Genomic DNA, 26,725 nt, shown 5'->3' with positions numbered 1-26,725 from the left:
ATTTCTCTTTGGCATCTGATTTGATATTTGAAAGTATAATTCTTAAAGAAACTAAAGAAGATGGTACATCAGTTTATTATACAACTGAGAATAAAAACAGAAGTGGAATGCTCTGTTATAGAGAGGTTTAATAAAATGATTGAGAAGAGAGATAAATACTATGAGGGAATTGACTTTAGAGAATGTGATATCTTTTTTGAATACTGATACGAGTCGACAAGAAAAGGTGATTACTGAGAACAGTGATATTGCTTATAATTTTGGATACGGTCTTGATATAGATGATTTACTTATTTCGCTAGAAGATGAGTTTGAGGTGAGTTTTGAATATTTTGAATTTGACCGTTATTTTTATCCCGAAGGTTTTGAATATAGTTTAAAGGGGTGTGTGATGATGATGGTTAATGGGGTTTTGTTACCTTTTAATATTGTAATCGCTATTTTAAGATGGGTATTTAATGTTCCAGAGCAGTATAAGCCTGATCTTAATAAGGAACTGTGTACGCCTGTAACTCTTTATGAGTATATGATGAAGAATAAAAAGAGTATGTAGTTTATTTTGTAATCATTAATATGTTTATTTTTGTTAAAAAAATACAATTAATGAAAAAAGAATACTTTATCTCTATTAATGGCGAAAGTCAGGGGCCATATCAGTTCTCTGAGTTAGGACAGTTTATAATTTCTCCGACTACGCTAATCTGGCATAGTGAATTGCATGATTGGACAGAGGCAAGATTTCTACGAGAGTTTGAAGTGTATCTTCAGAGACCGATGTATAGTACGCCAAATTATGGGTATAATCAAAATGTTAGTTTGGCTTATACTAGGGATAATCGATATGTGATTGTAACTACGCCTACAGAACGAATTCACTATCGATACGCTGACTTTGGAGAGCGTTTTGTAGCAGGGTTATTAGATGGTTTGATTCTTTTAATACCAAGCCTCTTTTTTCCATTTATAGCTGGGTGGCTCTATTATTCATTAATGCAGAGTAATGATGGACAAGCGACTATAGGGCAAAAAACGATGAAGATCATGTTGCTAGACTGTAAGGGGCAGCGAGTAACTTTTGGTCAAGCTACAGGGCGATTTTTTGCTAGATTATTATCTGGTTTTATATTCTGTATTGGTTATTTTATGTTTTTCTGGTCAGATCAGAAGCAGACTTTACACGATAATCTAGCGGAGACTCTAGTAGTAACAGAGATTCGTAGAGAGAGGCTGTAAGTACAGTGTATGTGCTATAGTAGAGAGATGGTGTTACAAGGAAAGTATAATCAGTGATTATATACGAGGTAAGAAGAAAATGAGGTGAATGACATTAAACAATGCCAATATCAGATAATGAATTAGCATACTTCACAGAATATGGAGCTAGTGAGTTATGCGATAGGTTATTTAGTAGTGACTTAGATTTTTCGGATATAGAGAGACCTTCTCTTATGTAGTATAACGACAAAGAGCATCCCTTAAAAAGATGCTCTTTGTCGTTTTATTAATTTTCTTCAGACTCGTAATATTCGTCTATTAATAATTTAGTTCCTGTTGCTGCTTTTACTGCAAGGACGTCACATCGTTCGTTCATGGGGTGGTTGTTATGTCCTTTTACCCATTTAAACTGGACGTTGTGTTTGCGGTATACTTTTAAGAAGCGTTGCCATAAGTCAGGATTCTTTTTGTCTTTAAAGGCTTTTTTCTCCCATCCGAATACCCATCTCTTTTCTACAGCGTCTACCACATACTTAGAGTCCGATACGACTAGGACATTAGTACCTTCGTTCTTTAGCATTTCTAAGCCTACGATCACCGCTAGTAGTTCCATGCGGTTATTGGTAGTTTTGCGATATCCTTGGGATGCTTCTTTATAGACATTATGACCTGCCCACTCTAGTATCAGTCCGTATCCACCAGGACCAGGGTTACCTCTAGAGGAGCCATCGGTATATAGTATTACTTGTGGCAAATTCATTTATAATATTAAAATAGTAGTTTCTCGATTACTTGTGGGAAGTGTAGGTGTTCTAGTTTAAGTACAGCTGCTCCTACTTCTTCTGGCGTATAGGAAGGCTCTATCGGAGTAGAAGCTTGGAATATAACAGCTCCTTCATCGTAGTTTTCGTTTACATAGTGAATAGTGATTCCAGACTCTTTTTCTTTATTTTCTACGACTGCAGTGTGTACGTGATGACCATACATTCCTTTACCGCCATATTTAGGCAATAATGCTGGATGTATATTAATTACTTTATTCGGATATTTTTTAACAAGGTCATCGGGAAATTTCCATAAGAAACCCGCTAATACAATTAAATCAGGTTGAAATTGTTCTAATTTTTGAGATACAGCGCCATCATTTAGCATATTTCTGTCAAAAATCAGAACTGGAAGATTTCTTTTTTCAGCTTTTTCTATTACCTTAGCATTTTGGTTGTTAACCAATATAAGGTATTGATTAGAAATAGACTTGCTTTCAAAGTAGTTGATGATGTTTTCTACATTAGTCCCTGAACCAGAGGCGAATAGAGCTATGTTTTTCATGTAGTTAGTTGTGTTATGAAGTTGAAAGTACAATAAATAAGTACAAAAAAAAGAATAATAACTGACAATAAATAGAAAAATAGCGATAAGTATTAATAATTTTTATAATTTCGCACCGACAATTAACATGGAAAATCAGGATTTAAAATAAAGTTTTTTATTTTTGCCTACGAAATTAAATTTAAAATTAAAGATTATGTCAGACATTGCATCAAGAGTAAAAGCGATTATCGTTGACAAATTAGGTGTTGACGAGAACGAAGTTGTAGCAGAAGCAAGCTTCACTAATGATTTAGGAGCTGATTCACTAGACACTGTTGAGCTTATCATGGAGTTCGAAAAAGAATTCGATATTCAAATTCCAGATGACCAAGCTGAAAACATTGCTACAGTTGGACAAGCTATCTCTTACATAGAAGAAGCTAAAAAGTAATAACTATATCCCGCGTGTTTATTCCATAAACATGCGGGTGTTATTATTTTTTTGAAAATGACTGATTTTTAGAAGAAACAAAAAAGGACAGATTGGCAACAATCTAACATATACAATCAAACAAACACCCCAATGTTTCCTTTTTTTACAAAAGTGAAGATTGGGATTTTTTTTTATAGTACAAACCATATAAGTTATTTTATGAAATTAAAGCGAGTTGTTGTAACCGGTTTAGGTGCCCTTACGCCAATTGGAAATAATATTCAAGAGTATTGGAACAACCTAATTAATGGAGTAAGCGGAGCTGCACCCATTACATATTTTGACGCTACCAATTTCAAAACTCAGTTTGCGTGCGAAGTAAAGAATTTTAACGTAGAGGATTTTATCGAGAGAAAAGAAGCACGTAAGATGGACCGTTATGCACAGTATGCTATGGTTAGTGCAGACGAAGCGATCAAAGATTCAGGATTAAATTTAGAGACTATTGATTTAGATAGAGCAGGAGTTATTTGGGGTTCAGGTATTGGAGGATTAGAAACATTCCAAAACGAGGTGACAAACTTCGTAGAAGGAAATGGAATACCAAAGTTCAATCCTTTCTTTATCCCTAAAATGATAGCGGATCTTGCTGGTGGACATATTTCTATGAAATACGGTCTGAGAGGGCCTAACTTCACTACAGTATCTGCATGTGCATCATCTACTAATGCTATTATCGATGCATTTAACTATATTCGTTTAGGTATGGCTGATATCTTCGTAACTGGAGGTTCTGAGGCTGCTGTAACGATAGCAGGTATCGGTGGATTTAATGCAATGCATGCACTATCTACTAGAAATGATGATCCTAAGACTGCGTCTAGACCAATGGACAAAGACAGAGAGGGATTCGTATTAGGAGAAGGAGCTGGAGCAATTATCTTAGAAGAATATGAACATGCTGTAGCACGTGGTGCTAGAATCTACTGTGAGATCGGTGGAGGAGGTATGTCAGCTGATGCTCACCACTTAACAGCGCCACATCCAGAAGGATTAGGAGCTACTAATGTGATGATCAACTGTCTTAAAGATGCTGGATTAGAGGCTAAAGATGTAGATGTGTTAAATATGCACGGTACTTCTACACCACTAGGAGATATCGCAGAGTCTAAGGCTATTCTTAACGTATTCGGAGAGCATGCTTATGAGATGAACTTGAACTCGACTAAGTCGATGACAGGTCACTTATTAGGAGCTGCTGGTGTTATCGAGGCTATCTCTGTGATTTTATCATTAGAGCACGGTATTGTTCCACCAACAATCAACCATTTTACAGATGATGAAGCGATAGATTCTAAGCTAAACTTCACATTCAATAAAGCACAGAAGAGAGATGTTAAAGTTGGAATGAGTAATACATTCGGCTTTGGAGGACACAATGCTTGTGTGTTGGTTAAGAAATTAGAGAAGTAAAATCATCCTATAAAGATGAAAAAGTTACTAAATAGAATATTCAATAATTCCCGTTCCTTCAATAATGAAGACGGGAATTTTTGTCGAAAGGTGACTGAGATAGTCGGTGTAAAACCAGTAGAACTATCTTATTATAAAATTGCATTCACGCATCGATCGATGAATAGATGTGATGAAGAAGGTCATCCCGTTAATTATGAACGCTTAGAGTTCTTAGGTGATGCAATGTTAGGATCTGTTATTGCTTCTTATTTATTTATAGAAGTTCCGAGTGGTGATGAGGGTTATTTGACGAAGATGCGTTCTAAAATTGTGAGTCGTGAGAATTTGAACCAATTAGGAAAGGATTTAAAATTAATCTCACATGTAGAAAGCAAGATGGGTAATCAACAGTTCGGAGAGAATATACATGGTAATTTATTAGAAGCTATTATAGGTGCTATTTATCTAGATAGAGGTTACCCTGCGTGTGAGAAGTTTATCCACGAACAACTGTTGAGCAAGGTATCTGATATCCAAGAGTTAGAAACGAAGATAACTAGTTATAAGAGCTTGCTAATCGAATGGTGTCAGAAGAGAAAGCATACGTTTAAATACGATACTTTCGAAGAGGATACAGCAGAAGAATTAAAGTACTTCGGTGTACGTCTGTTTATAGACGATAAACTCGTAGCTAAAGCGAGAGCTACATCTAAAAAGAAAGCAGAAGAAAAGGCATCACAACGTGCTTACTTCGCATTTCAAGAACAGATAAAGCAATAATTTTTGTTAATTCCTTAACGTTTATATAATCTAATATGGTGAGGTTATACAAATATAGCTCGATAAAAGTTGTATATTTGTGTAACTAATTTCTTATATGGGTATAATAAAATATAAGCTTGAAGACTTTGATAGTGAGGATTATCGCTTGATCGCTATACATACTTCCAGAAAAGAAGATTATAAAGTAGTGTATTTTATTAATTCAATACTTGAAATTAATCTAGAACGAAGTAAGAGGGATGTAGACATCTTTACAGATGTGGGACACGCTTTTTTTTCATTCTATGAGTATGATGACTTTGATCATCATGTGTATTGGAAGGTGGTAGCGAATAAAGCTTTTCTAATACCTGAGTCAGGGTTAGACTCTCCCTTATTTGTCTCAGCCAATCATCCAGTAACTAAGCAAGGGTATTTATTGCCCGAATTAAAGTCAGTCGATTATTTGATTAAGATAGAAGAAACTGATAGTCAGTTCGAAATTGGTACAATCATTGATCGGTTGAATTCAGTAAAAATTATATCTGCAGCTTATGAGATAAAGCAAGAGATATTAAAAAATAAAACGAACTTAATTTTTTAAAAATATGTTAGCACAAAAAAAGACGAAAATCGTAGCAACGTTAGGACCAGCATCTAGTACGAGAGAGGTATTACATGATATGATTAAAGCTGGTGTAAATGTTTTTAGAATCAACTTTTCACATGCTGATTATAAAGATGTTCAAGAGAAAGTAAATATAATCCGTGATCTAAATAAAGAATTTGGATATACTACTTCTATTTTGGGTGACTTACAAGGTCCTAAATTAAGAGTAGGTGTGATGTCTGAAGACGTTATCGTGAATCCTGGTGATGTGATTACATTCTCTACGAAAGAAGAGTTTAAAGGTGACGCAGAACGCGTATACATGAATTATAAAAAATTCCCAACTGACGTTAACGCAGGAGAGAGAATTTTATTAGACGATGGTAAACTTATCTTTGATGTATTAGAAACTAATGGAGAAGATGAGGTAAAAACTGTAGTTGTACAAGGTGGACCACTTAAATCTAAAAAAGGGGTTAACTTACCAATGACGAAAGTATCATTACCAGCGTTAACGGAAAAAGATATTAGAGATGCTATTTTTGCTTGTGAGTTACAAGTAGACTGGATCGCATTATCTTTCGTTCGTACACCTGAAGATTTAATGGACTTACAGAACTTGATTAAAGAACATTCTGATCACAAGATTCCAATCATTGCTAAAATCGAAAAACCAGAGGCAGTAAAGAATATTAAGAAGTTAGTAGCTTACTGTGATGGTCTGATGGTAGCTCGTGGAGATCTAGGTGTTGAGATTCCTGCTCAAGAGGTGCCATTGATCCAAAAAGAATTAGTTCACGTAGCTAAGAATGCTAGAATCCCTGTAATAATCGCTACACAGATGATGGAGACGATGATCTCTAGCCTTACTCCTACTAGAGCTGAGGTAAATGACGTTGCAAACTCTGTAATGGACGGTGCTGATGCTGTAATGTTATCAGGAGAAACTTCTGTAGGAGCATACCCAGTACAAGTAATCGAGAAGATGACACAGATTATTCAAAGTGTTGAGACTTCTCCATTAATTAAAGTACCACAAAGTCCACCTACAATCAAGACAAACCGTTATATCACTAAAAATATTTGTTACCACGCTGCTTTAATGGCGAATGATATCGAAGCTAAGGCTATCTGTACATTGACAAATAGTGGTTATACAGCGTTCCAAATTTCGGCTTGGAGACCAAATAGTAATATATTAGTATTCTCTTCTAATCGTCGTATTATTACTCAATTAAACTTGTTATGGGGAGTTCAGGCTTTCTATTACGATAAATATGTGAGTACTGATGAGACTATTGAGGATATTAATGCTATGGTAAAAGATAAAGGATTAGCTGAGCCAGGTGATATGGTTATCAATTTAGCAGCAATGCCAATTATCGAAAAAGGTATGGTGAATACACTAAGAATATCAGAGGTACAATAATTATCGTACTTCCACAATATAGAAAGCTCAGGACATGGTTCTGAGCTTTTTTTGTTTAATCCAGTATGGCATAGCATATAATTAATGAGAAATCTGAGGTAAGGGTATAAAAAAAGCTCCATTGCTGGAGCTTTTAATAGTTTGTAATGAGGTGCAAAAATTAATTATTTTGCCTCTGCGTATCTTCTTGCTACTTCCGCCCAGTTGATAACATTAAAGAAAGCATTAATGTAATCAGGACGACGGTTTTGGTAGTTTAAGTAATAAGCGTGTTCCCAAACATCCATTCCTAAGATTGGAGTTCCTCCACAAGCAACACCAGGCATTAATGGGTTGTCTTGGTTAGGAGTACCACATACTTCTAATTTACCATCTTTAACACATAACCAAGCCCATCCAGACCCGAATTGTGTAGCACCAGCTTTAGCGAAAGCATCTTTAAAGTTTTCGAAAGATCCGAAAGCAGTATTGATTGCATCAGCTAACTCACCTGTTGGCTGACCACCTCCATTAGGAGTCATTACTGTCCAGAATAAGTTGTGGTTATAGAAACCACCACCGTTGTTACGAACAGCTCCATTAGACATGTCTAAGTTAGCAAGGATATCTTCGATAGTTTTTCCTTCTAAAGCTGTTCCAGCGATAGCTGCGTTTAAGTTAGTAGTATAAGCATTATGATGTTTTGTATGGTGGATTTCCATCGTACGTGCATCAATATGTGGTTCCAATGCATCGTATGCATATGGTAATTTTGGTAATTCGAAAGCCATAATTCGTATTATTTAAAGATTAATATTAATTTTATTTCAAATTTAAACAAATAAAGCCTAATATGGAAGGTTTGTAATGTTTAATATAAGTTAATAAATAGAACCTACTTCATGCTTGATAAGCCTTCATTCTCAATATATAACGCGTCTGCTGGGTCTGGAAAAACCCATACTTTAGTTAAGGAATATCTTAAGATTTTACTCCTTGATAAGCAAGATGACGCCTATAAAAAGATACTTGCTATTACTTTTACGAATAAAGCTGTAGCAGAAATGAAGACTCGTGTTGTATCTTGTCTAAATGCTTTTTCTAAAGAAGAGCTAGATCCTAAGTATGCAAGTATCTTTAATCAAGTACAGGAAGAAACAGAATTAGAGGAAGGATTTATAAGAGCTAAGTCAGGACGTATTATCAGAAGTATTATTCACAACTATGCTTCTTTTGATATCTCTACGATAGATAAGTTTACGCATAAGGTTATTCGCTCTTTTGCTTTTGATTTAGAATTGCCGATGACTTTTGAGGTGTCTTTAGATTCAGATGAATTACTACAAGAGGCGGTGGACGCAGTAATCGCAAAAGCTGGTGTGGATAGTGAATTGACAGATTTGTTGATTGATTTTTCTATTGATAAAGCAGATAATGATAAGAGCTGGGATATCACGAGAGAGCTGAAAGAAGTAGGAGCTTTGCTATTAAATGAAAATAATAGAGAAGAAATAGCGTTGTTCTCTGAGCATACTTTACAAGACTTTGTAAAAGTGAGAGATTTTCTTCGCGAAGAGATTAAAAAGATTACAGCAGAGAGCATTGTTCTGGGACAGAGTATAATGGACTTAATAGAGTCTAAAGGAATGGATAAAACTTCGTTCTCAGGACAGTATTTTGTCAAGCATATAGAGAATGTGATTCAAGATACTGTAGGTACAACCAAGCGTTATCACGAATTTGATGATATTAAAATAAAGAAGACTGCTAAAGATGTGGAGTTAATCGAAGCTTTTATACCAGATTTTCTAAAGGTGTTAGCGCAGGTATATGATTTGTATTCTCGTAGAGCTTTTTATACTGCTTTCTTGAAAAACCTTACCCCTCTATCACTGTTAAGTACTATAGGGCAGGAGATGGATAAGATTCAAGAGGAGCAAAATATATTGTCGATCACTCAGTTTAATGCGATTATTCACAATGAAATACAGAATCAACCAGCTCCATTTATCTATGAGCGTTTAGGAGAGCGATATCATCACTTTTTTATAGACGAGTTTCAGGATACATCAGAAATGCAATGGCAGAACTTGGTACCACTGATTGATAATGCATTAGCAGGAGAAGATCATACAGGAACTAAGGGAAGCCTGATGATAGTAGGTGACCCTAAACAGTCTATCTATAGATGGCGCGGAGGAAAGGCAGAACAATTTATTGCTTTGAGCAAGGATGAGAATCCCTTTGCTAATCCTGATAAACAGACCGTGAACCTTGGTCGTAATTATCGAAGTTATGCTGAGGTCATTCAATTTAATAATAGATTTTTTAAGGATGTCTCTCGCAACTTTATTAACGAGGATTATAAAGATCTATATGAGAATAATAGTTATCAAGAAGTTAATAGTAAAGCTGGTGGGTATGTAAATATTGAATTCTTACAAAAGGATGAAGGAGAAGAGGCAGAAGAGAAGAATATGCAATATGCGCAAGCTACGCTGAATACTATACAAGGCGTTTTAGAGCAGGGGTTTGATCTGAAAGATATTGTTATTCTAACACGTAAGAGAGACCATGGTGTGCTATTAGCAAATTACTTAACAGAGAATGGTCTAGAGATACTTTCTTCTGATTCGTTATTGATTAACAATGCTAGTGAAGTGAGGTTAATCATTAATGTACTGAAGTTCTTAAAGACAGAGCGCGATCTAGAAGCAAAAATGATGATGCTGTACTATGTAAGTGGTAAGCAAAGTGATTTGACAAAGAAACATGACTTTATAAAAGCGGGACTTTCTTTTGAGACTGAGTTAGAATTAGAAGCTTGGTTAGTAGACCACAATGTGCCTATCTCATTTGAGGCTTGTCGTTCGAAGTCATTGTACGATGCTGTTGAGGCTATTGTTTTAGCTTTTTTACCAGATAAGAGTGCTAGTTCTTATGTTTTGTATTTCTTAGACTTGGTATTAGAAAAGTCTTTAAAGAATCAATTTGGGATTAGTGACTTCTTAGAATATTGGAATACAAACTATCACAAGTTTAGCATACCGACACCTGAAGGTAGAAATGCTGTGCAGATTATGACGATACACAAATCTAAGGGGTTAGAATTTCCAATTGTTATATTTCCTTTTGCAGAAGAGGATTTCACACGCCCTAGTCGTGATAAACTATGGGTGAATATAGAGACGGATAAAGATCAGATAATGTTCCCCAAAGCTTTGGTTGACTCTAAGAAGGAAGTGGTGGAATATGGTGAGTATGCTCAACTTCTGTATGAGAAAAAAGAACAAGAGATGTTGCTGGATAATGTAAATGTTCTTTATGTAGCATTGACTAGAGCTGAAGAACAGTTATATATTATTAGTTATAAAAACGTAACAAGTAAAGGAGAGTTTAGAAATAATTTATCTAAACTATTCTTAGATTTTTTAGTGACAGAAGGTGTTTATAATGACGTAGATTTAGTCTATGGATTTGGAGAGAAGGTAAAGGTTTCTAAAAGTAAAGAGGTCATTACGGATGAAGTGAATAAAATGATTCTTCCTGTAAAGAGTGTATTGGATTTTGAAGCAATCAAAATTGCACAGAGGGAAGCTTTGATGTGGGATTCTCATAACCAAAAAGCGATAGAGTATGGTAACTTAGTCCATAAACTGATGTCGTTTATAACAGATTATCGCGATGTAGATGCTGTGGTAAGAGAAGGGCTAGAAAAGGGATTGATACAAGAGGATGCAAAGGAGCGTTTTAAGGAGATTATTCAACGTATCGTGAGTAACCCCGATTTAGAGATTTTCTTTAGAGAAGATAATATTGTATTTAACGAGCGAGTAATCATAGGGCCTTATCAGCGCAATACTATACCAGATAGAGTAGTGATAAGAGGAAGACAGGCTTATATATTAGATTATAAAACAGGTAAAGAAGAAGAGAAATATAAAGACCAGGTGAAGGCTTATGGCCAGTCTTTAGTAGAAATGGGTTATGAAGTCGTTAAAATGGTGTTGCTATATACAGGGGAGAACTTAAATATAATACATTTGTAAAAGAGTATAAATTGTTTAAAACTTAAAATATTATGTACGGAAAGATTAAAGATCATCTTCAGAGTGAATTAAAGTCAATAGAGGATAACGGATTATTTAAAAAGGAGAGAATTATTACTTCGCCACAAGGTGCAGAGATTACTGTTTCTACAGGGGATAAAGTTTTAAACTTTTGTGCAAACAATTATTTAGGATTGTCATCACATCCAGAAGTAATTCAAGCAGCAAAAGATACATTAGATACCCATGGATTCGGAATGTCTTCAGTGCGTTTTATTTGTGGAACACAAGATATACACAAGAATTTAGAAGCAACTATTGCTGATTTCTATGGAACAGAAGATACTATTCTTTATGCAGCAGCTTTTGATGCTAATGGAGGAGTATTCGAACCATTATTAGGTGCAGAAGATGCAATTATCTCTGATAGTTTAAACCACGCTTCAATTATTGACGGAGTGCGTTTATGTAAAGCAGCTCGTTATCGTTATGAAAATAACAATATGGCTGAGTTAGAAGAGCAATTAATTAAAGCGAATGAGGCTGGTCACCGTTTTAAAATTATCGTAACGGATGGTGTATTCTCAATGGATGGTCTAGTAGCACCATTAGATAAAATATGCGATTTAGCTGATAAGTATGATGCTTTAGTAATGGTAGACGAATGCCATGCTGCTGGATTTATCGGAGCCACAGGTAAAGGAACATTAGAAGCTAAGAACGTAATGGGACGTGTGGATATCATCACAGGAACTTTAGGTAAAGCTCTAGGTGGTGCAATGGGAGGATATACTACAGGTAAAAAAGAAATTATTGAATTATTAAGACAACGTTCTAGACCCTATTTATTCTCTAACTCATTAGCACCAATGATTGTTGGAGCTTCTATTAAAGTATTTGAAATTTTAAAACACGATACTTCATTACGCGATAAGCTAGAGTGGAATACAAACTACTTCAAAGACGGAATGAAAAAGGCAGGTTTTGATATTATTGATGGAGATTCTGCTATTGTACCAGTAATGTTATACGATGCTAAATTATCACAAGTAATGGCAGATAGACTACTAGAAAAAGGAGTTTATGTAACTGGATTCTTCTTCCCTGTGGTACCAAAAGATAAGGCGAGAATCCGTGTACAATTATCAGCTGCGCATACTCAAGAGCATTTAGATAAAGCTATCGCTGCATTTACAGAAGTAGGTAAAGAGCTAAAAGTTATTCAATAAAAAAGGTTAATACAATAAAAAGTACTATTCTTAACGAAATTTTTTGTAAATATTGATTGATAATTGTACTTTTGCTAGATTATTACGGTAAAGTAAAAAATAAAAGTTATGAAACATTTCAACAAATTATTTGCAGCAGCAATTCTTTGTGCAGGGCTTTCAGCTCACGCGCAAGACGCTGACCATCCGTGGGCTGTAACTGTTGGAGCAAACGCAGTTGACACAAAAGTAAGTTCAGCTAAAGGTTTTGCACACAGAACAGGAGGATATTTTAAAACGGATAACTGGAATATCTTACCATCAGTATCTTACTTAAATGTAGCTAGATACTTAGGTGATGGATTCTCTTTAGGTTTAGTTGGGTCTGTTAATAAAATTGACAAATTCATCAAATCAGAAGCAGAAGGATATGAAAAGTACAATCCTGGAGATTTAACTTACTACGGAATTGACGCAGAAGTTAAATATAGCTTCAAAGAGATTTTGAAATCGAAAGTAGTTGATCCATTCATCTTAGTAGGTGGAGGTTATACTTTTATGGGAGATGCAAGTCAAGGAACTGTTAATGGAGGAGCTGGATTAAACTTCTGGTTTACTAAAAACGTTGCTTTAACTGTGCAATCTACTTATAAGCATTCATTCTCTGATTCTAGAACACCAGACGTAGGAGTTGCTTCACACATGCAACACTTTGCAGGTATTCGTTTCCAATTTGGAGGAAAAGATACTGACGGAGATGGAGTTTTAGACAAATATGACGAATGTCCAGAGATCCCAGGTTTAGCTGAGTTCAACGGATGTCCTGATACAGATGGAGATGGAATTCCAGATCATTTAGATGAGTGTCCAGACTTACCAGGTTTACCAGAATTCAACGGATGTCCTGATACAGACGGAGATGGTATTCCAGATAATAAAGACGAATGTCCAGAGATCCCAGGTTTAGCTGAGTTCAACGGATGTCCTGATACAGACGGAGACGGAGTGCCAGATAATAAAGATGAGTGTCCAGAAGTACCTGGTCCAAAAGAAAACAATGGTTGTCCTTGGCCAGATAGAGACGGAGACGGAGTACCTGATCATTTAGATAAATGTCCAGATGTACCTGGTCCAGCTTCTAACAACGGATGTCCTGAAGTTAAAGAAATCGAGCCTGAGAAAGTAAAACAGCTTAACGACTACGGAAAAACATTATTATTCCACACTGGAAAATATACTTTCCAAGATGGTTCTTACGCAGTGTTAGATAATATGGTTAAAATCATGAAAGAATACCCAACTGCTAATTTCCACATCGCTGGATATACTGACAGTACAGGATCTGACAGAATTAACTTACCATTATCTGATAACAGAGCTAACGCTGTAAAAGTTTATTTAATTGAAAAAGGAATCGATTCTGCTAGATTAACTTCTAAAGGATACGGATCTAAAGATCCAATCGCTTCTAACAAAACAGTTAAAGGACGTGAGTTAAACAGACGTGTTGAAATCCAATTAGCTAAATAATTGATTTAAAACACATAATCTATAGAAAACGCTTCGAGTAATCGGAGCGTTTTTTTTGTACCTTTATTTTATGAAATCAAATACTTTTTTAGATAAGCTGAGTGCGCAGATTTATGCCGATTTTCCTAATTCCATGGACAATTTGGTGATCGTTCTTCCTAATAAAAGAGCTAAGGTCTTTTTGTTAGAAAATTTAAAGAAGTATTACAGAAATAGTGTCTTCGCTCCAGAGATTATTAATATTGAGGATTTCATTCAACAAGTGTCTAAGATTAGAGGGATCGATTCGATAGAATTACTTTTTAAGTTTTATGTAGTTTATCAAGAAATAGAGGGAGGTAATGCACAGGATTTTGATCGCTTCTCTAGTTGGGCTAATATGTTGTTAAGTGATTTTAATGAAGTAGATCGTTACTTGTTGAATCCTGATTATGTGTTTTCATATTTAAAGAATATTGAAGACATTAAACACTGGTCTTTAGATCCTGAACAAAAGACAGACTTAATTGTAAATTATTTAGCCTTTTGGGAGCAGATACCAGTTTACTATAAAAAGTTCTATGAGGTTTTACTAGAGGAGCGTATCGGTTATCAAGGGTTGATATATCGTGAAGCTGTTAAGTCGCATAAAGAGTATTTGAACAGTAATAATAAGGTGTTTTATTTTGCTGGGTTTAATGCATTAAATGCAGCAGAGGAGAAAATTATTCAACATTTCTTGTTGGAGAAAAGAGCTAAGGTGTTTTGGGATATTGATAAGCATTTTATGGAGGATCCTTATCACGATGCAGCGCTCTTTTTGAGACGTATAAAACGCAACTGGATACATTATCAATACAACCCTTTTGAATGGATAGTAGATGAGTTTGGCAAAGAAAAGAATATACAAGTGATACAAACTCCTAAGAGTGTAGGGCAAGCAAAGATCGCAGGGCAAATAGTAGAAGGACTTGGAGAGGAAGCTTCGAGATTAGAGAAGGTTGCCATTGTTTTAGGGGAGGAGAATTTGCTATTACCAGTATTGCATAGTTTGCCTTCTTCAGTATCAAGTTTGAATATCACAATGGGGTATAGTGGTAAGAGTAATCCTATTCAGATCTTATTGAACAAGATTTTTAAGATGCATTTGGCCGCTATACGACGCTCAAATAAACAATATGTTGTTTACTACAAGGAAATTTTAGATGTATTGACTAATCCTGTATTAACGCAAATTATTGTTCCTGAAAAGGTTATTAAAGAAATTAATGATCGAAATCTTAGCTTCTTTAGCATGAATCGTTTTGCAGAGTGGATAGAGGATCCTGATTTTCCTGTTCGTAAGCTTGTTTTCGGTAGATGGAATGAAAGGTCATCTGTTGAGGTTTTACAAAACCTTATTGAGATTGTATTAGCTATTAAGTATAGTTTAAATGATGAGGTACACAGTGACCGAATTAGTAAAACATTCTTGTATTCTTCCTATCAGATGTTGAATAGGTTAGTTTCTTATTGTCAGAAATATGATTTTATACAAAGTTACGATACTTTGTATTCGTTGTATAAACAAGTGATGGATATGTCTGAAGTATCTTTTGAGGGTGAACCTTTAGAAGGACTACAGATAATGGGGGTGTTAGAGAGTCGTGTTTTGGATTTTGACACTGTTATTGTGACTTCTGTTAATGAAGGGAAGTTCCCTGCAGGTAAGTCAGTTAATTCTTTTATTCCTTATGATGTAAAGAGAGAAATAGGCTTGCCAACTTATAAGGAAAAGGATGCTATTTATAGTTTTCACTTTTATCACTTGTTGTTAAGGGCAAAGAATATTTATCTTTTGTACAATTCTCAATCAGAGGGAATGGATGCTGGAGAAAAGAGTAGATTCTTAACACAGTTAGAAGTAGAACAGTTAGAGGCACATGATGTAAAATATGTTACCTATTCTGCGGATTTACCTGAAAAAGCAAATGAGTTGATTCAGATTCCGAAGTCAGACCTCTTAAAAGAAGAGCTAAAGAATATTGCTACAACTAAAGGTTTCTCTCCATCAGCTTTATCTAATTATCTTCGTAATCCTATACAGTTTTATTTGCAACGTGTCTTAAGGATTAGAGAAGTGGAAGAGGTAGAGGAGAGTGTGGCTTTAAATACTTTGGGTACTATTATACACAACTCTTTAGAGAATTTGTATAAACCCTTTAAAGGAGCTAGGCTTACAGTGGAGATTATTAACACCATAAAAACAAAAGCTGATGCAGAAGTACAGTTACAGTTTGAAGAGGTGTATAACAGTGATAAGGAGAAGATAGGAAAGAACCTACTCGCTTTTGAAGTAGCTAAACGAAATGTGTATCATTTTCTAGAAGGAGAGATAGAAAAGATAAAAGGAGGGGATGATATTTTATTATTGGAGTTAGAGACAGAGCTTACTTTTACACTTGAAGATCCTAGATTGCCATATCCTATTAATTTATTTGGATTTGTAGATAGAATAGAGGAACGAAATGGTGTAATCCGAGTTATCGATTATAAAAGTGGTAAAGTAGAAGCAAATGATGTTAAGTTGAGTACATGGGAAGGACTTACACTTGATCTGAAAAATGATAAGATTATTCAGTTATTGTGTTATGCTTTAATGTATACGAAACACAATACAAATCAATCTGTGGAAGCTGGTATTTATTCATTCAAGAATAGAAAAGGTGGCTTCTTATTTTTTGGAGTAAAAGAAGGAAGAGAGGTTGATCATGCTATTACAAATGAAACCTTAACCTTGTTCAAGGATGAATTAGTTGCCTTGTTGTTAGAGATACTTAATCCTGATGAGGATTTTATAGAAAAAGAATTATAAAATAGGGAAGCAAAAGCTTCCCTATTTTATTTTAATGTATTCTTTAGTGCTTCGAGTAATTCTTCTTTTGCTTCAATCTGAAGTAGGTGCCCCCCAGGGATAATAGTTAAATCAGATTCTGTATTTTCAACTTCTTTAGTAATGTCGTTAATAGAAAGAACAGGATCAGCATTACCAATAATCATACTTATAGGGTATGGAGCAAAATGGAGTAGAACTTCTCTGTCATTCCTTGATTTCATTCCTTCTACAGCAGCTAGTATACCTTGTTTAGGTGTTTTAAGAGCAGTATCTAAGTGTTCTTGCACTTCTTTAGCGTGAGTGATTTTAGTGTCTTCTAAAAAGGTGTTGTTAATCGCCATAGTGACAAAGAGATCACTATTCTTTTTGATTACTTCAGCTGCTCTATCTCTGTTAATTTGCCTTTCTGGACTGTCAGCTCTGGTAGTAGATGAAACTAAGATTATTTTCTTTACATTATCCGGATATAGTTCTCCGAAGGCTAGTGATACATAACCTCCCATAGAATGTCCTATTAGTGTTACCCTTTTTAGGTTTAAAGAATTTGTAATTGTAAAAACAGCATCGGCCATGTCTTCCATACTGTGTATGTAACCAATACAACCTGATTCACCATGTCCTAAAAGGTCAATAGCAATAACCCTATATTTCTTTGAAAAGTAGTCAAGGTAGTAATTCCACATTTTACTATCTTCTAAAAATCCGTGTAGAAAGATTAAGGTGTTTCCTTTTCCTTTGTCAGTATATGATAAATAGGTGTTTTTATATAGAATTTTAGTAGTAGCCATTCTTTAATTTTGTTGCAAATGTATGATATACTATGACTTTGTCAAATCTTTTAACATTCAATAGAACTCTTGGTATTACAACTATATTAAACCAGTCTAAATAATAGAAAAGGTTATCTTTGCAGTTCTAATTTCAAAATATTTAGTAAAATGAAAAAAATAGTTGGTGCGTTTTTGTTGTTATGTGGAATAACTTATGGACAATCAGGATTACCTTATCAGATTTATACAAATAAAGGAAAGAAAGTTTCTTATGAAAAGATGATAAAATCACTTAGTAAAAGTGAGGTTGTTTTATTTGGAGAGTTTCACAATAATTCATTAGGACATTGGTTGCAATTACAAGTAACACAGTCTTTAGGTAATAAAAGAGAGCTAACTCTTGGTGCAGAAATGTTTGAAGCAGATAATCAGGAGGGACTAACTAAATATGTAAGAGGAAATAGTACAGAAGAGCAGTTTCAAGAAGAGGTGAGGCTGTGGAATAATTATAAAACTGATTATAGACCATTAGTAGAATATGCAAAGGAGAATAAATTAGAATTTATTGCGACTAATGTACCTAGACGATATGCAAGTCTATTGTTTAAAAAAGGTACTGCTGCATTAGATACTTTAAGTGTACAAGAGAAGAGCTGGATTGCACCATTGCCATTTCCTTATGATGCTAATTTGCCAGGATATAAGAATATGATGGCAATGTTTGAGGATCATAAAGATGAGAATTTGCCAAAGGCGCAAGCAATTAAAGATGCTACTATGGGGCACTTTATTGTTCAAAATTTAAACCCAAACCATTTATTCTTGCACTATAATGGTTCTTATCACAGTAATAATTATGAAGGTATAGTGTGGTATCTTAACCAATATAGACCTTCGCTAAAAATAGCTACTATTACGATGGTAGAGAGTGATAATGTTGGTCATTTCGAATATGATAATTTAGACTTGGCTAACTTTATTATTGTTATAGATGCGAATATTTTAAAGTCATTTTAACGCTTTACTATAAAAAACCTTTTTTTTTCTTAAAAAAAGTCTCGATTGGTCTATTTTAGTGAATTAGCATTGTTTTATTCTTTGTTTATATCGAGTATAAATAGAAGGGTAGACTTTGTTGATAACGTTAAGAAGGTGTATTTTTGAGAGATTTTTTCAAGAAAAACAATTAAAATTACATTATGGCAAAATCTGCACTTTTAAAGTCATCCTTAGCTAAGAAATATTGGATGGCTCTTACAGGGTTATTTTTATGCTTGTTTTTAGTAGGTCACTTGGCGGGAAACCTTCAATTGATATTTGGTGACGCTTCTGCATTTAACGAGTATGCGTTATTTATGACTACTAATCCAGCAGTAAAAGTATTATCTTATGTTACGTATATTTCAATCCTTTTTCACGCGATTGATGGTATCGTTTTAACGATTCAAAACAAAAAAGCACGTCCAATCGGATATGCAAAAAACAATGCTGCTTCTAATAGCTCATTTTCTTCAAGAAACATGGCGGTATTAGGAACTTTACTTTTAGTATTCATCGTGACTCACATGGCCAACTTCTGGGCTAAAATGCACTTTAGTGAAATGCCTTTACAAACTGTAGAAGTAAAAGTAGAGGGTCAAGATCCTGTAGTAGTATATAAAACAGTACAAGAGCAAGCTATCCCAGTAAACGCTGTTGAAATGGGACAGATAGAAGTAAAAGGTACTAAGTTTTATCAAGCAGGTACAGACTTAAAGATTGCTGATGGATATAAAGATTTACATAAAATTACAATTGAGTTCTTCCAAAACGAAAGTACTGGATTAATCGCTACAATTGCTTATGTACTTGCTATGGTGGTTTTAGGATTCCACTTATCTCATGGATTTGGTAGTGCATTCCAATCTTTAGGAGCTAATAATCCTAAATATAAGGGAGTACTTAAAGGGCTTAGCTTCTTAATTGCGTATGTTGTACCTGCGCTATTTGCTATTATCCCATTATATATTCATTTTATTAAATAGTCCTAAAGAAATTGATCATGAAATTAGATTCTAAAATACCTAATGGACCACTTGATAAAAAATGGTCTGACTATAAAAATCATATTAAATTAGTTAACCCAGCGAATAAACGTAACATTGATGTTATCGTTGTAGGAACTGGATTAGCAGGTGGTTCTGCTGCTGCTACATTAGCTGAGTTAGGATATAACGTAAAAGCTTTTTGTTATCAGGATTCACCTCGTCGTGCGCACTCTATTGCTGCTCAAGGGGGGATTAACGCTTCTAAGAACTACCAAGGTGATGGTGACTCAGTTTACAGATTATTCTATGATACTGTAAAAGGAGGAGACTACCGTGCACGTGAAGCAAACGTTTATCGTTTAGCTGAAGTTTCTGAAAATATTATTGACCAATGTGTAGCTCAAGGTGTACCTTTTGCACGTGAGTACGGAGGTTTATTAGATAACCGTTCTTTTGGTGGGGTACAAGTATCTCGTACTTTCTACGCTAAAGGACAAACTGGACAACAGTTATTGTTAGGAGCATATTCTGCTATGAACCGTCAAATCGGTCGTGGTAAAATCCAAATGTATAACCGTCATGAGATGTTAGACATCGTTAAAGTTGATGGTAAAGCAAGAGGTATTATTGCTCGTAACTTAATCAATGGAGAGATAGAACGTCACTCTGCTCACGCTGTAGTTATCTGTACAGGTGGATATGGTAACGTATTCTTCTTATCTACAAATGCAATGGGTTCTAACGTTACTGCTGCTTGGAAAGCACACAAACGTGGAGCATTCTTCGCTAACCCTTGTTATACACAAATTCACCCAACTTGTATTCCTGTAACTGGTGACCACCAATCAAAACTTACTTTGATGTCTGAGTCATTACGTAATGATGGACGTATTTGGGTTCCTGCAAAAATGGAAGACGCTATAGCAATTAGAGAAGGTAGATTAAAACCAACTCAAATCGCTGAAGAAGATAGAGATTACTACTTAGAGAGAAGATACCCATCATTCGGTAACTTAGTACCTCGTGACGTTGCGTCTCGTGCTGCTAAAGAAAGATGTGATGCTGGATATGGAGTTAATGCTACAGGTGAAGCTGTATACTTAGACTTCGCTTCTGCTATTGACCGTTATGGTAAAGAGCAAGCTCGTATTCAACACTTAGATGAAAACGACGCTAAGCTAGTTTACAAATTAGGTAAAGATGTAGTTGAAAATAAATATGGTAACTTATTCCAAATGTACGAGAAGATCGTAGATGAGGATCCATATACAACTCCGATGATGATTTACCCTGCGGTTCACTATACAATGGGTGGATTATGGGTAGATTATAATTTAATGTCAACTATCGAAGGATGTTATATCCTAGGTGAAGCTAACTTCTCTGATCACGGTGCTAACCGTCTTGGAGCTTCTGCATTAATGCAAGGTTTAGCTGATGGATACTTCGTATTACCATATACTATCGGAGATTATTTAGCTAATGATATTCGTACTGGAACTATCCCAACAGATTTGCCAGAGTTCGAAGCTGCTGAGAAAAATGTTCGTGATATCATTGACCATTTAATGAACAATAAAGGAACACATTCTGTTGACCACTTCCACAAGAAGCTTGGAAAAATTATGTGGGATAAAGTAGGAATGGCTCGTAACGCAAAAGGTTTAACTGAAGCTATGGCTGAGATTGCTGAGTTAAGAGCAGAGTTCTATAAAGATGTGAAAGTATCAGGTACTGCAGAGAGCTTTAACCAAGAGTTAGAGAAAGCTTTAAGAGTAGCTGATTTCTTAGAATTAGGTGAATTATTCGCGAAAGATGCTTTACACCGTGAAGAATCTTGTGGAGGTCACTTCCGTGAAGAGCACCAAACTGAGGATGGAGAAGCAAAACGTGATGATGAGAACTTCGCATACGTTGCTGCTTGGGAATACAAAGGAAACCCAAGTGATGCAGTGCTTCACAAAGAAGACTTAGTTTATGAAAACATTAAATTGGTAACTCGTAGTTATAAATAATATTGAGACTTAGGTCTTCGGACCTAGTCTTTTTGTAAAAATTCGACACAAATGAATCTTACACTTAAAATATGGCGTCAATCAAACGCTAAAGTACAAGGAAAAATGGTTGATTATAAAATCAACAATGTTTCTCCTGATATGTCTTTCTTAGAAATGCTTGATGTATTAAACAACGAGTTAATCGAGAAAGGTGATGATCCAGTAGCTTTCGACCATGACTGTCGTGAGGGTATCTGTGGTATGTGTTCTTTATTTATCAATGGTGAAGCACACGGACCAGACAGAGGTATTACTACATGTCAGTTACACATGAGAAAGTTCAAAGATGGTGATACTATCTATATCGAGCCATTTAGAGCTAAAGCTTTCCCAGTAATTAAAGACTTAGTAGTTGACCGTACTGCTTTTGATAAAATTCAACATGCAGGTGGTTTCGTATCTGTAAATACTTCAGGTAATACACAAGATGCTAACGCTATTCCAATTCCTAAACATGATGCTGACCGTGCATTTGACGCAGCTACTTGTATTGGATGTGGTGCTTGTGTGGCTACATGTAAAAACTCTTCTGCTATGTTATTCGTATCTGCAAAAGTTTCTCAATTTGCTTTGTTACCACAAGGTAAAGTAGAGGCAGCTGATCGTGTACTTAATATGGTAGCTGAGATGGATGCTTTAGGATTCGGTAACTGTACTAATACAGGAGCATGTGAGGTAGAATGTCCTAAAGGAATTTCTTTAGAGAACATCGCTCGTATGAACAGAGAATACTTAAAAGCAAGCTTGAAATAATAGTTTTTCTTGAAATAAATGAAAAAGCAGATATAGAGATATATCTGCTTTTTTTATTTTTGTACTCTAATTTATTGGAAAGAGAATTCGAGTTATGAGGAGTAAAAAGTCAATAAAGCACTGTGTCTTTAATTTATTAAATAATGATTCTAATGCTTTAGAAAGCAAAATAATACAAGGAGGAATCATTATCTTGATATTACTGAATGCTATCTCACTGATCTTTGAATCAATTCCTGAAGTTAGTGCAGAGTACAGTTCTTTTTTTTCCTTATTTAACTTATTCTCTGTAGTCTTCTTTTCAGTAGAGTATGTGTTGAGAATGTGGTCTATTACCTGTGATGAGCGATTTAATCAACCTTTTTTGGGAAGATTAAAATATGCTTTTACTTCTATGCAGTTAATAGATTTATGCGCTGTGTTACCATTTTATCTAGCTTTTGTACATGTGGATCTCCGTATCATAAGATTAATGCGTGTGTTTAGATTATTACGTGTATTCAAGATTACTCGTTATGTATCAGCATTGGCTCTTGTAGTTAATGTGTTTAAAAGAAAAGCGAGTGAGTTAGCAATTGCCGCATTTATGTTGATCTTTTTATTGTTAATAGCTTCTACAGCTATTTATTATGCAGAGAACCCTTCTCAGCCTGAGGCATTTTCTAGTATTCCTGATTCTATGTGGTGGTCTGTTATTACGATTTGTACTGTAGGTTATGGAGATATCTATCCTATAACTGTGATCGGTAAGCTAATAGGAGGAGTACTTGCGGTTATTGGGATAGGCTTTTTTGCTTTACCTACAGGTATTATCTCATCTGGTTTCTCAGAGATCTTGGCTGAAAGAAAGGAGAAGAAGTTATTAGCGTTACAAAAAACGAATGTTTCTAGTTGTAATTGTCCTTGTTGTGGTAGACCTCAAGAAGAGAAGTGAGAATTAATGCTTATTTTTGGACTATAATCTAAATATCGTAGTGTAATGAAAGTTACCATGTTACAATCTCCATTGGTATGGGAAGATATAGAAGCGAATAAAGAACATTTTTTAGAAAAGCTAGATTCTATAGAACAAGATACAGATTTGGTAGTTTTGCCTGAGATGTTTGTGTCAGGCTTTACAATGAAGCCTGAGCGCGTTTTTTTGACTATGGAAGACGAATATATCACCAAGTTACAATCGTTGTGTAAAAAGCATCTATATGCGCTTACAGGAAGTCTTGTTATTAAAGAAGGAGAAGACTACTATAACAGAATGTTCTTTATCTCTGATGAAGGTGAGATTAGTACTTATGATAAACGACACTTATTCTCATTAGCAGGAGAAGAGAAGGTATATAAAGCAGGGATAGATAGATTAGTAGTTAACTATAGGGGGTGGAATATATGTCCTTTAGTTTGTTATGACCTAAGATTCCCTGTTTTTAGTAGAAATAATGACGGAGTATATGACTTATTAATCTATGTGGCTAGTTGGCCAGATCAGCGTATTTACGCATGGGACTCTTTGCTAAAAGCACGTGCTATCGAGAATATGAGTTATGTGGTAGCTGTAAATAGATGTGGAAGCGATGAGAATGACAATATCTATTCAGGCCATTCACAAGCCTTAGATATGCTAGGAGGCTATTTAGTAGAACCATTGAAGGGAGAACAAGTAGCGTATGTAACCTTAGATAAAGCAAAACAAGATAAAATAAGAAAGAGTTTCGGTGTACTTAGAGATGCTGATTCATTTACTATCTTATAAACAAAAAAGGCTCTTAGTTTTTATGCTAAGAGCCTTATTTGTTTTATAAATTGATTTGTTCTTTAATATCCCAGTTGGCACGGACATCTATCTGTTCAGGGAAGTAGACAGATTCTTCAGGCTGTCTTCTATCCCAATAGTATCCTTTATCCCATACGCCATTTTTATTGTCATCATAGATAACTCTTATGTAGTACATTCTAGGGGGTAATGCTAAGAACTCGAATGTATTAGAGCTTTTACTATATTGACTAACGATTACTTTTTCTTTGTCATCTAGTAATTCAACGATAACAGGATAACGCTTTAATCCATTTAGTGTAATGGTCAAGTTTCCATAATCTGTATAAGCTGTCGTTTTATTGTTCAGCACGATTGTATCATTTGACTTACCAAAGAAGTCTGTAATAGCACCAGGCCATAATGTTACCTTGTAATTATCTAGTTCTTCTTTCTTAAACTTTAGATAGAACTTTTGTTCCCTTGCTTTGTTATCTATAGTAAAAGGGACTGCTACAGAATCTTTATTAAAGATGGTGATTAGATCTTTATTAATAGACTTAACAGGTGTAGTTGTTTCTACTAGTAAATCAGATAAGAAATCAAGTGTACCTGATTTTCCTGACACGGATAGCGAATCTATTTCTTTCATCTTAGGTCTTGGTTTAACCATAAATGTCTTTGTAAACTCACCTTTCGTAGCAGTGAAGTGCAGAGAGTCTGCTTCTATCTTTGGGAACCAAACTTGCAAACTATCTTTATCTGCTAGTTGTGTATAAGCACTAGGGATTACTACCCCATCTTTTTTAACTTCTACGGTAGCTCCTTCAGCGTTTCCTATATACGGTAAGTACCATTTGTTTTGGGTAATCTGAGCAGGTCTAGAAGCCTCGAATTTCTCATCAGACTTGAATAGTGTCAAATCATAAGATTGATCTGTTGGAATCTCAATCGGTTCTTTTATAAAAGCTATTTTATCCTCAGTAGGATTAAACATAAAGTTGCTGTTCTTATCCTTTAATGCTACTAAGTAATACTTTCCTGCTTTAATATTCTCTATAGAGAAAGTCGTAAGACTGTCTAGTGTATTCGTTACATAAAGAGGTTTTTCTCTATAGATAGTAGAATCTTTAAATGTCTCAGCATCGTATAGCATTACATTGACGAAGTTATCCGACTTTAATTGATGTGCAGTTCTGATTGTTCCACTTAGTTTCAGAGAGTCGATATAATCTCCTGTAGAGAAGATATATTTAAACTGTTTTAGGACATTACCTTCATTGTTATCCGTTATAGCGTCCCCGAAGTTAAAACTATAAGTCGTATTCGGCTTTAAAGTGTCTATAAGATTGATCGTAACCGTCTTTCTAGCATTTCCCATAGGTAATACTTCAGGCATTCTATCCATAGGAGGAGAGATAATCAAGTTTTGATTTACGTTTTTGATCTTAACGAATTCGTCGAAATCAATAGTAATTTGCTTTTTGTCAAAATGTATAGAGTGGTTCTTAGGACTACTTCCTAGTACTACAGGTGGAATAGTATCTTTAGGTCCTCCTGAAATAAACCCTCTTTTAGCACAGTTCGAAAACGTTATAAAACAAAATACTGTAAAACAAACAATAAAGTATATACGAAACTTAGACATAGTTTTAATTTAAAAGACAAATTAACGACTATATTTTTTAGTTAGAAAATATGTATTATTAAAATTTTTAAATGCTACGAGCCAAACAGAGAATCGTGATTTTAGTATTCGGTATTTGTAATAATTTTTTACAGCATGCCTCTAAGGTATTCCCTGTAGTGAGGATATCATCTAGCAGTAAGAAGTGATTGTATTCGTCGTCTTTAAAGTTTAGGTCTAGATCAAAAACTTCTTTTGTTTGACTTTTTCTCTGAAAACGTGATTTAGTTGTCTGAGAAGAGGTTTGAAGCGTTTTGATTAGAAGTTGATTATTTATTTTGATGTGAAAGTGATTACTTAGTGCTTTCGCGAAGCCGTCTACTTGATTATATCCTCTTTTCTTTTGTTTCTTTTTATGCATGGGGACAGGTATGATAGAAGTGATCTCCTTTAGACGCGTTGTTTTGGCTAATTGATGTGCATAGATAGTACCTAAGAAATAACTTAGCTCAGGATGATTTCTATATTTGAGATTATGGATGATCTGCTGCACTTTGCCTCCTTTAGAAAAGAAAAGTAAACTAGCAGCAAACTCTATGGGTATCTTACCATAGAACTTAGCCATAGAATCATTTTGATCTATAAGATGTTCTTGTGTATAAGGTATTTCGTTTCTACAAGTAATGCATAGATATTGTTCATTTCTCAGTAATATGGAGTTACAAGCCATACAGTTCTTGGGAAAGAGGAGATTCAGAATATCAGTTATAATCATCAGTTCTAGGTTACTATGTGGGTTATTTAGATGTTATGCTAAAATTAATCAGAACTTTCTCTACGTAATTATTAATAACCAATAGCGTCCTAAATAAATTTAAGGCATAAAATATCCTCCCATTTTAGTAGGTT

At 34.9% G+C, this 26,725-nt stretch carries 23 protein-coding genes; 17 read left to right on the top strand and 6 right to left on the bottom strand.

Annotated features, from left to right (window positions below):
- Positions 1–160 precede the first annotated feature (160 nt).
- Both RT228_RS13940 and RT228_RS13935 read left to right on the top strand, forming a co-directional pair.
- Positions 161–553: a DUF1493 family protein gene (locus tag RT228_RS13940; RefSeq protein ID WP_006259888.1), complete on the top strand. Its 393-nt coding sequence runs from the start codon at positions 161–163 to the stop codon at positions 551–553.
- Between the two features lie 50 nt (positions 554–603).
- Positions 604–1,233 (top strand): RDD family protein, encoded by a 630-nt coding sequence (locus RT228_RS13935; RefSeq protein ID WP_006259887.1) that lies wholly within the window; start codon positions 604–606, stop codon positions 1,231–1,233.
- A gap of 268 nt (positions 1,234–1,501) precedes the next feature.
- Here RT228_RS13935 and rnhA read toward each other — a convergent pair whose 3' ends face one another.
- Both rnhA and RT228_RS13925 read right to left on the bottom strand, forming a co-directional pair.
- Positions 1,502–1,975 carry a ribonuclease HI gene (rnhA, locus tag RT228_RS13930; RefSeq protein WP_006259886.1) on the bottom strand — a complete coding sequence of 158 codons (474 nt, stop codon included), beginning with the start codon at positions 1,973–1,975 and terminating at the stop codon, positions 1,502–1,504.
- Between the two features lie 8 nt (positions 1,976–1,983).
- Complete coding sequence (locus RT228_RS13925; protein ID WP_006259885.1) at positions 1,984–2,544, bottom strand: phosphoribosylglycinamide formyltransferase; 561 nt, start codon at positions 2,542–2,544, stop codon at positions 1,984–1,986.
- Between the two features lie 196 nt (positions 2,545–2,740).
- Between RT228_RS13925 and RT228_RS13920 the strand changes: the two genes are divergently transcribed.
- From RT228_RS13920 to pyk, 5 genes are all read left to right on the top strand, one after another.
- Positions 2,741–2,977: an acyl carrier protein gene (locus RT228_RS13920; protein ID WP_002988156.1), complete on the top strand. Its 237-nt coding sequence runs from the start codon at positions 2,741–2,743 to the stop codon at positions 2,975–2,977.
- A gap of 201 nt (positions 2,978–3,178) precedes the next feature.
- Positions 3,179–4,432, top strand: a complete 1,254-nt coding sequence (fabF, locus tag RT228_RS13915) for a beta-ketoacyl-ACP synthase II (RefSeq protein WP_025125226.1) — start codon at positions 3,179–3,181, stop codon at positions 4,430–4,432.
- 15 nt (positions 4,433–4,447) lie between these two features.
- Positions 4,448–5,194 (top strand): ribonuclease III, encoded by a 747-nt coding sequence (rnc, locus tag RT228_RS13910; protein ID WP_006259882.1) that lies wholly within the window; start codon positions 4,448–4,450, stop codon positions 5,192–5,194.
- Between the two features lie 97 nt (positions 5,195–5,291).
- A complete protein-coding gene (locus tag RT228_RS13905) occupies positions 5,292–5,780 on the top strand; it encodes an IPExxxVDY family protein (protein ID WP_006259881.1) in 489 nt (162 codons plus the stop codon).
- A gap of 4 nt (positions 5,781–5,784) precedes the next feature.
- Positions 5,785–7,215: a pyruvate kinase gene (pyk, locus tag RT228_RS13900; RefSeq protein WP_006259880.1), complete on the top strand. Its 1,431-nt coding sequence runs from the start codon at positions 5,785–5,787 to the stop codon at positions 7,213–7,215.
- 164 nt (positions 7,216–7,379) lie between these two features.
- On the opposite strand, the gene RT228_RS13895 is transcribed toward pyk, so the two are convergent.
- A complete protein-coding gene (locus RT228_RS13895) occupies positions 7,380–7,985 on the bottom strand; it encodes a superoxide dismutase (protein ID WP_006259879.1) in 606 nt (201 codons plus the stop codon).
- 111 nt (positions 7,986–8,096) lie between these two features.
- Here RT228_RS13895 and RT228_RS13890 point away from each other — a divergent pair, with 111 nt between their 5' ends.
- From RT228_RS13890 to RT228_RS13875, 4 genes are all read left to right on the top strand, one after another.
- Positions 8,097–11,243 (top strand): exodeoxyribonuclease V subunit beta, encoded by a 3,147-nt coding sequence (locus tag RT228_RS13890; protein WP_286401239.1) that lies wholly within the window; start codon positions 8,097–8,099, stop codon positions 11,241–11,243.
- 32 nt (positions 11,244–11,275) lie between these two features.
- On the top strand, positions 11,276–12,472 hold the full coding sequence (gene kbl, locus RT228_RS13885) for a glycine C-acetyltransferase (protein WP_006262388.1): 1,197 nt from the start codon (positions 11,276–11,278) through the stop codon (positions 12,470–12,472).
- Between the two features lie 108 nt (positions 12,473–12,580).
- Positions 12,581–13,981: an OmpA family protein gene (locus RT228_RS13880; RefSeq protein ID WP_006259876.1), complete on the top strand. Its 1,401-nt coding sequence runs from the start codon at positions 12,581–12,583 to the stop codon at positions 13,979–13,981.
- A gap of 70 nt (positions 13,982–14,051) precedes the next feature.
- Positions 14,052–16,814: a PD-(D/E)XK nuclease family protein gene (locus RT228_RS13875; RefSeq protein ID WP_253112811.1), complete on the top strand. Its 2,763-nt coding sequence runs from the start codon at positions 14,052–14,054 to the stop codon at positions 16,812–16,814.
- A gap of 26 nt (positions 16,815–16,840) precedes the next feature.
- Here RT228_RS13875 and RT228_RS13870 read toward each other — a convergent pair whose 3' ends face one another.
- Positions 16,841–17,623, bottom strand: a complete 783-nt coding sequence (locus RT228_RS13870; protein WP_073144147.1) for an alpha/beta fold hydrolase — start codon at positions 17,621–17,623, stop codon at positions 16,841–16,843.
- A gap of 150 nt (positions 17,624–17,773) precedes the next feature.
- Between RT228_RS13870 and RT228_RS13865 the strand changes: the two genes are divergently transcribed.
- The 6 genes from RT228_RS13865 to RT228_RS13840 all read left to right on the top strand — a co-directional run bounded on the left by RT228_RS13865 (position 17,774) and on the right by RT228_RS13840 (position 24,189).
- Positions 17,774–18,622, top strand: coding sequence for a ChaN family lipoprotein (locus tag RT228_RS13865; protein WP_225600442.1), 849 nt, complete (start codon positions 17,774–17,776; stop codon positions 18,620–18,622).
- 182 nt (positions 18,623–18,804) lie between these two features.
- Positions 18,805–19,629: a succinate dehydrogenase cytochrome b subunit gene (locus RT228_RS13860; RefSeq protein WP_006259872.1), complete on the top strand. Its 825-nt coding sequence runs from the start codon at positions 18,805–18,807 to the stop codon at positions 19,627–19,629.
- A gap of 17 nt (positions 19,630–19,646) precedes the next feature.
- A complete protein-coding gene (locus RT228_RS13855) occupies positions 19,647–21,647 on the top strand; it encodes a fumarate reductase/succinate dehydrogenase flavoprotein subunit (protein WP_006259871.1) in 2,001 nt (666 codons plus the stop codon).
- A 51-nt stretch (positions 21,648–21,698) separates the two neighbouring features.
- A complete protein-coding gene (locus tag RT228_RS13850) occupies positions 21,699–22,442 on the top strand; it encodes a succinate dehydrogenase/fumarate reductase iron-sulfur subunit (RefSeq protein WP_006259870.1) in 744 nt (247 codons plus the stop codon).
- A 94-nt stretch (positions 22,443–22,536) separates the two neighbouring features.
- Positions 22,537–23,376, top strand: a complete 840-nt coding sequence (locus tag RT228_RS13845) for an ion transporter (protein ID WP_006262382.1) — start codon at positions 22,537–22,539, stop codon at positions 23,374–23,376.
- A gap of 45 nt (positions 23,377–23,421) precedes the next feature.
- Complete coding sequence (locus RT228_RS13840) at positions 23,422–24,189, top strand: nitrilase family protein (protein WP_006262381.1); 768 nt, start codon at positions 23,422–23,424, stop codon at positions 24,187–24,189.
- 43 nt (positions 24,190–24,232) lie between these two features.
- Here RT228_RS13840 and RT228_RS13835 read toward each other — a convergent pair whose 3' ends face one another.
- Entirely contained in the window at positions 24,233–25,837 is a 1,605-nt protein-coding gene (locus RT228_RS13835; RefSeq protein WP_313138715.1) for an Ig-like domain-containing protein, read from the bottom strand.
- Between the two features lie 67 nt (positions 25,838–25,904).
- Positions 25,905–26,591: a ComF family protein gene (locus RT228_RS13830; RefSeq protein WP_286418754.1), complete on the bottom strand. Its 687-nt coding sequence runs from the start codon at positions 26,589–26,591 to the stop codon at positions 25,905–25,907.
- Positions 26,592–26,725 lie beyond the last annotated feature (134 nt).

It is taken from the genome of Myroides sp., assembly GCF_032073645.1.
GTDB classification, from domain to species: Bacteria; Bacteroidota; Bacteroidia; order Flavobacteriales; family Flavobacteriaceae; genus Flavobacterium; species Flavobacterium odoratimimum.
Note: the sequence above shows the minus strand (reverse complement) of the source record. Positions and strands in the feature narration are given on the sequence as shown.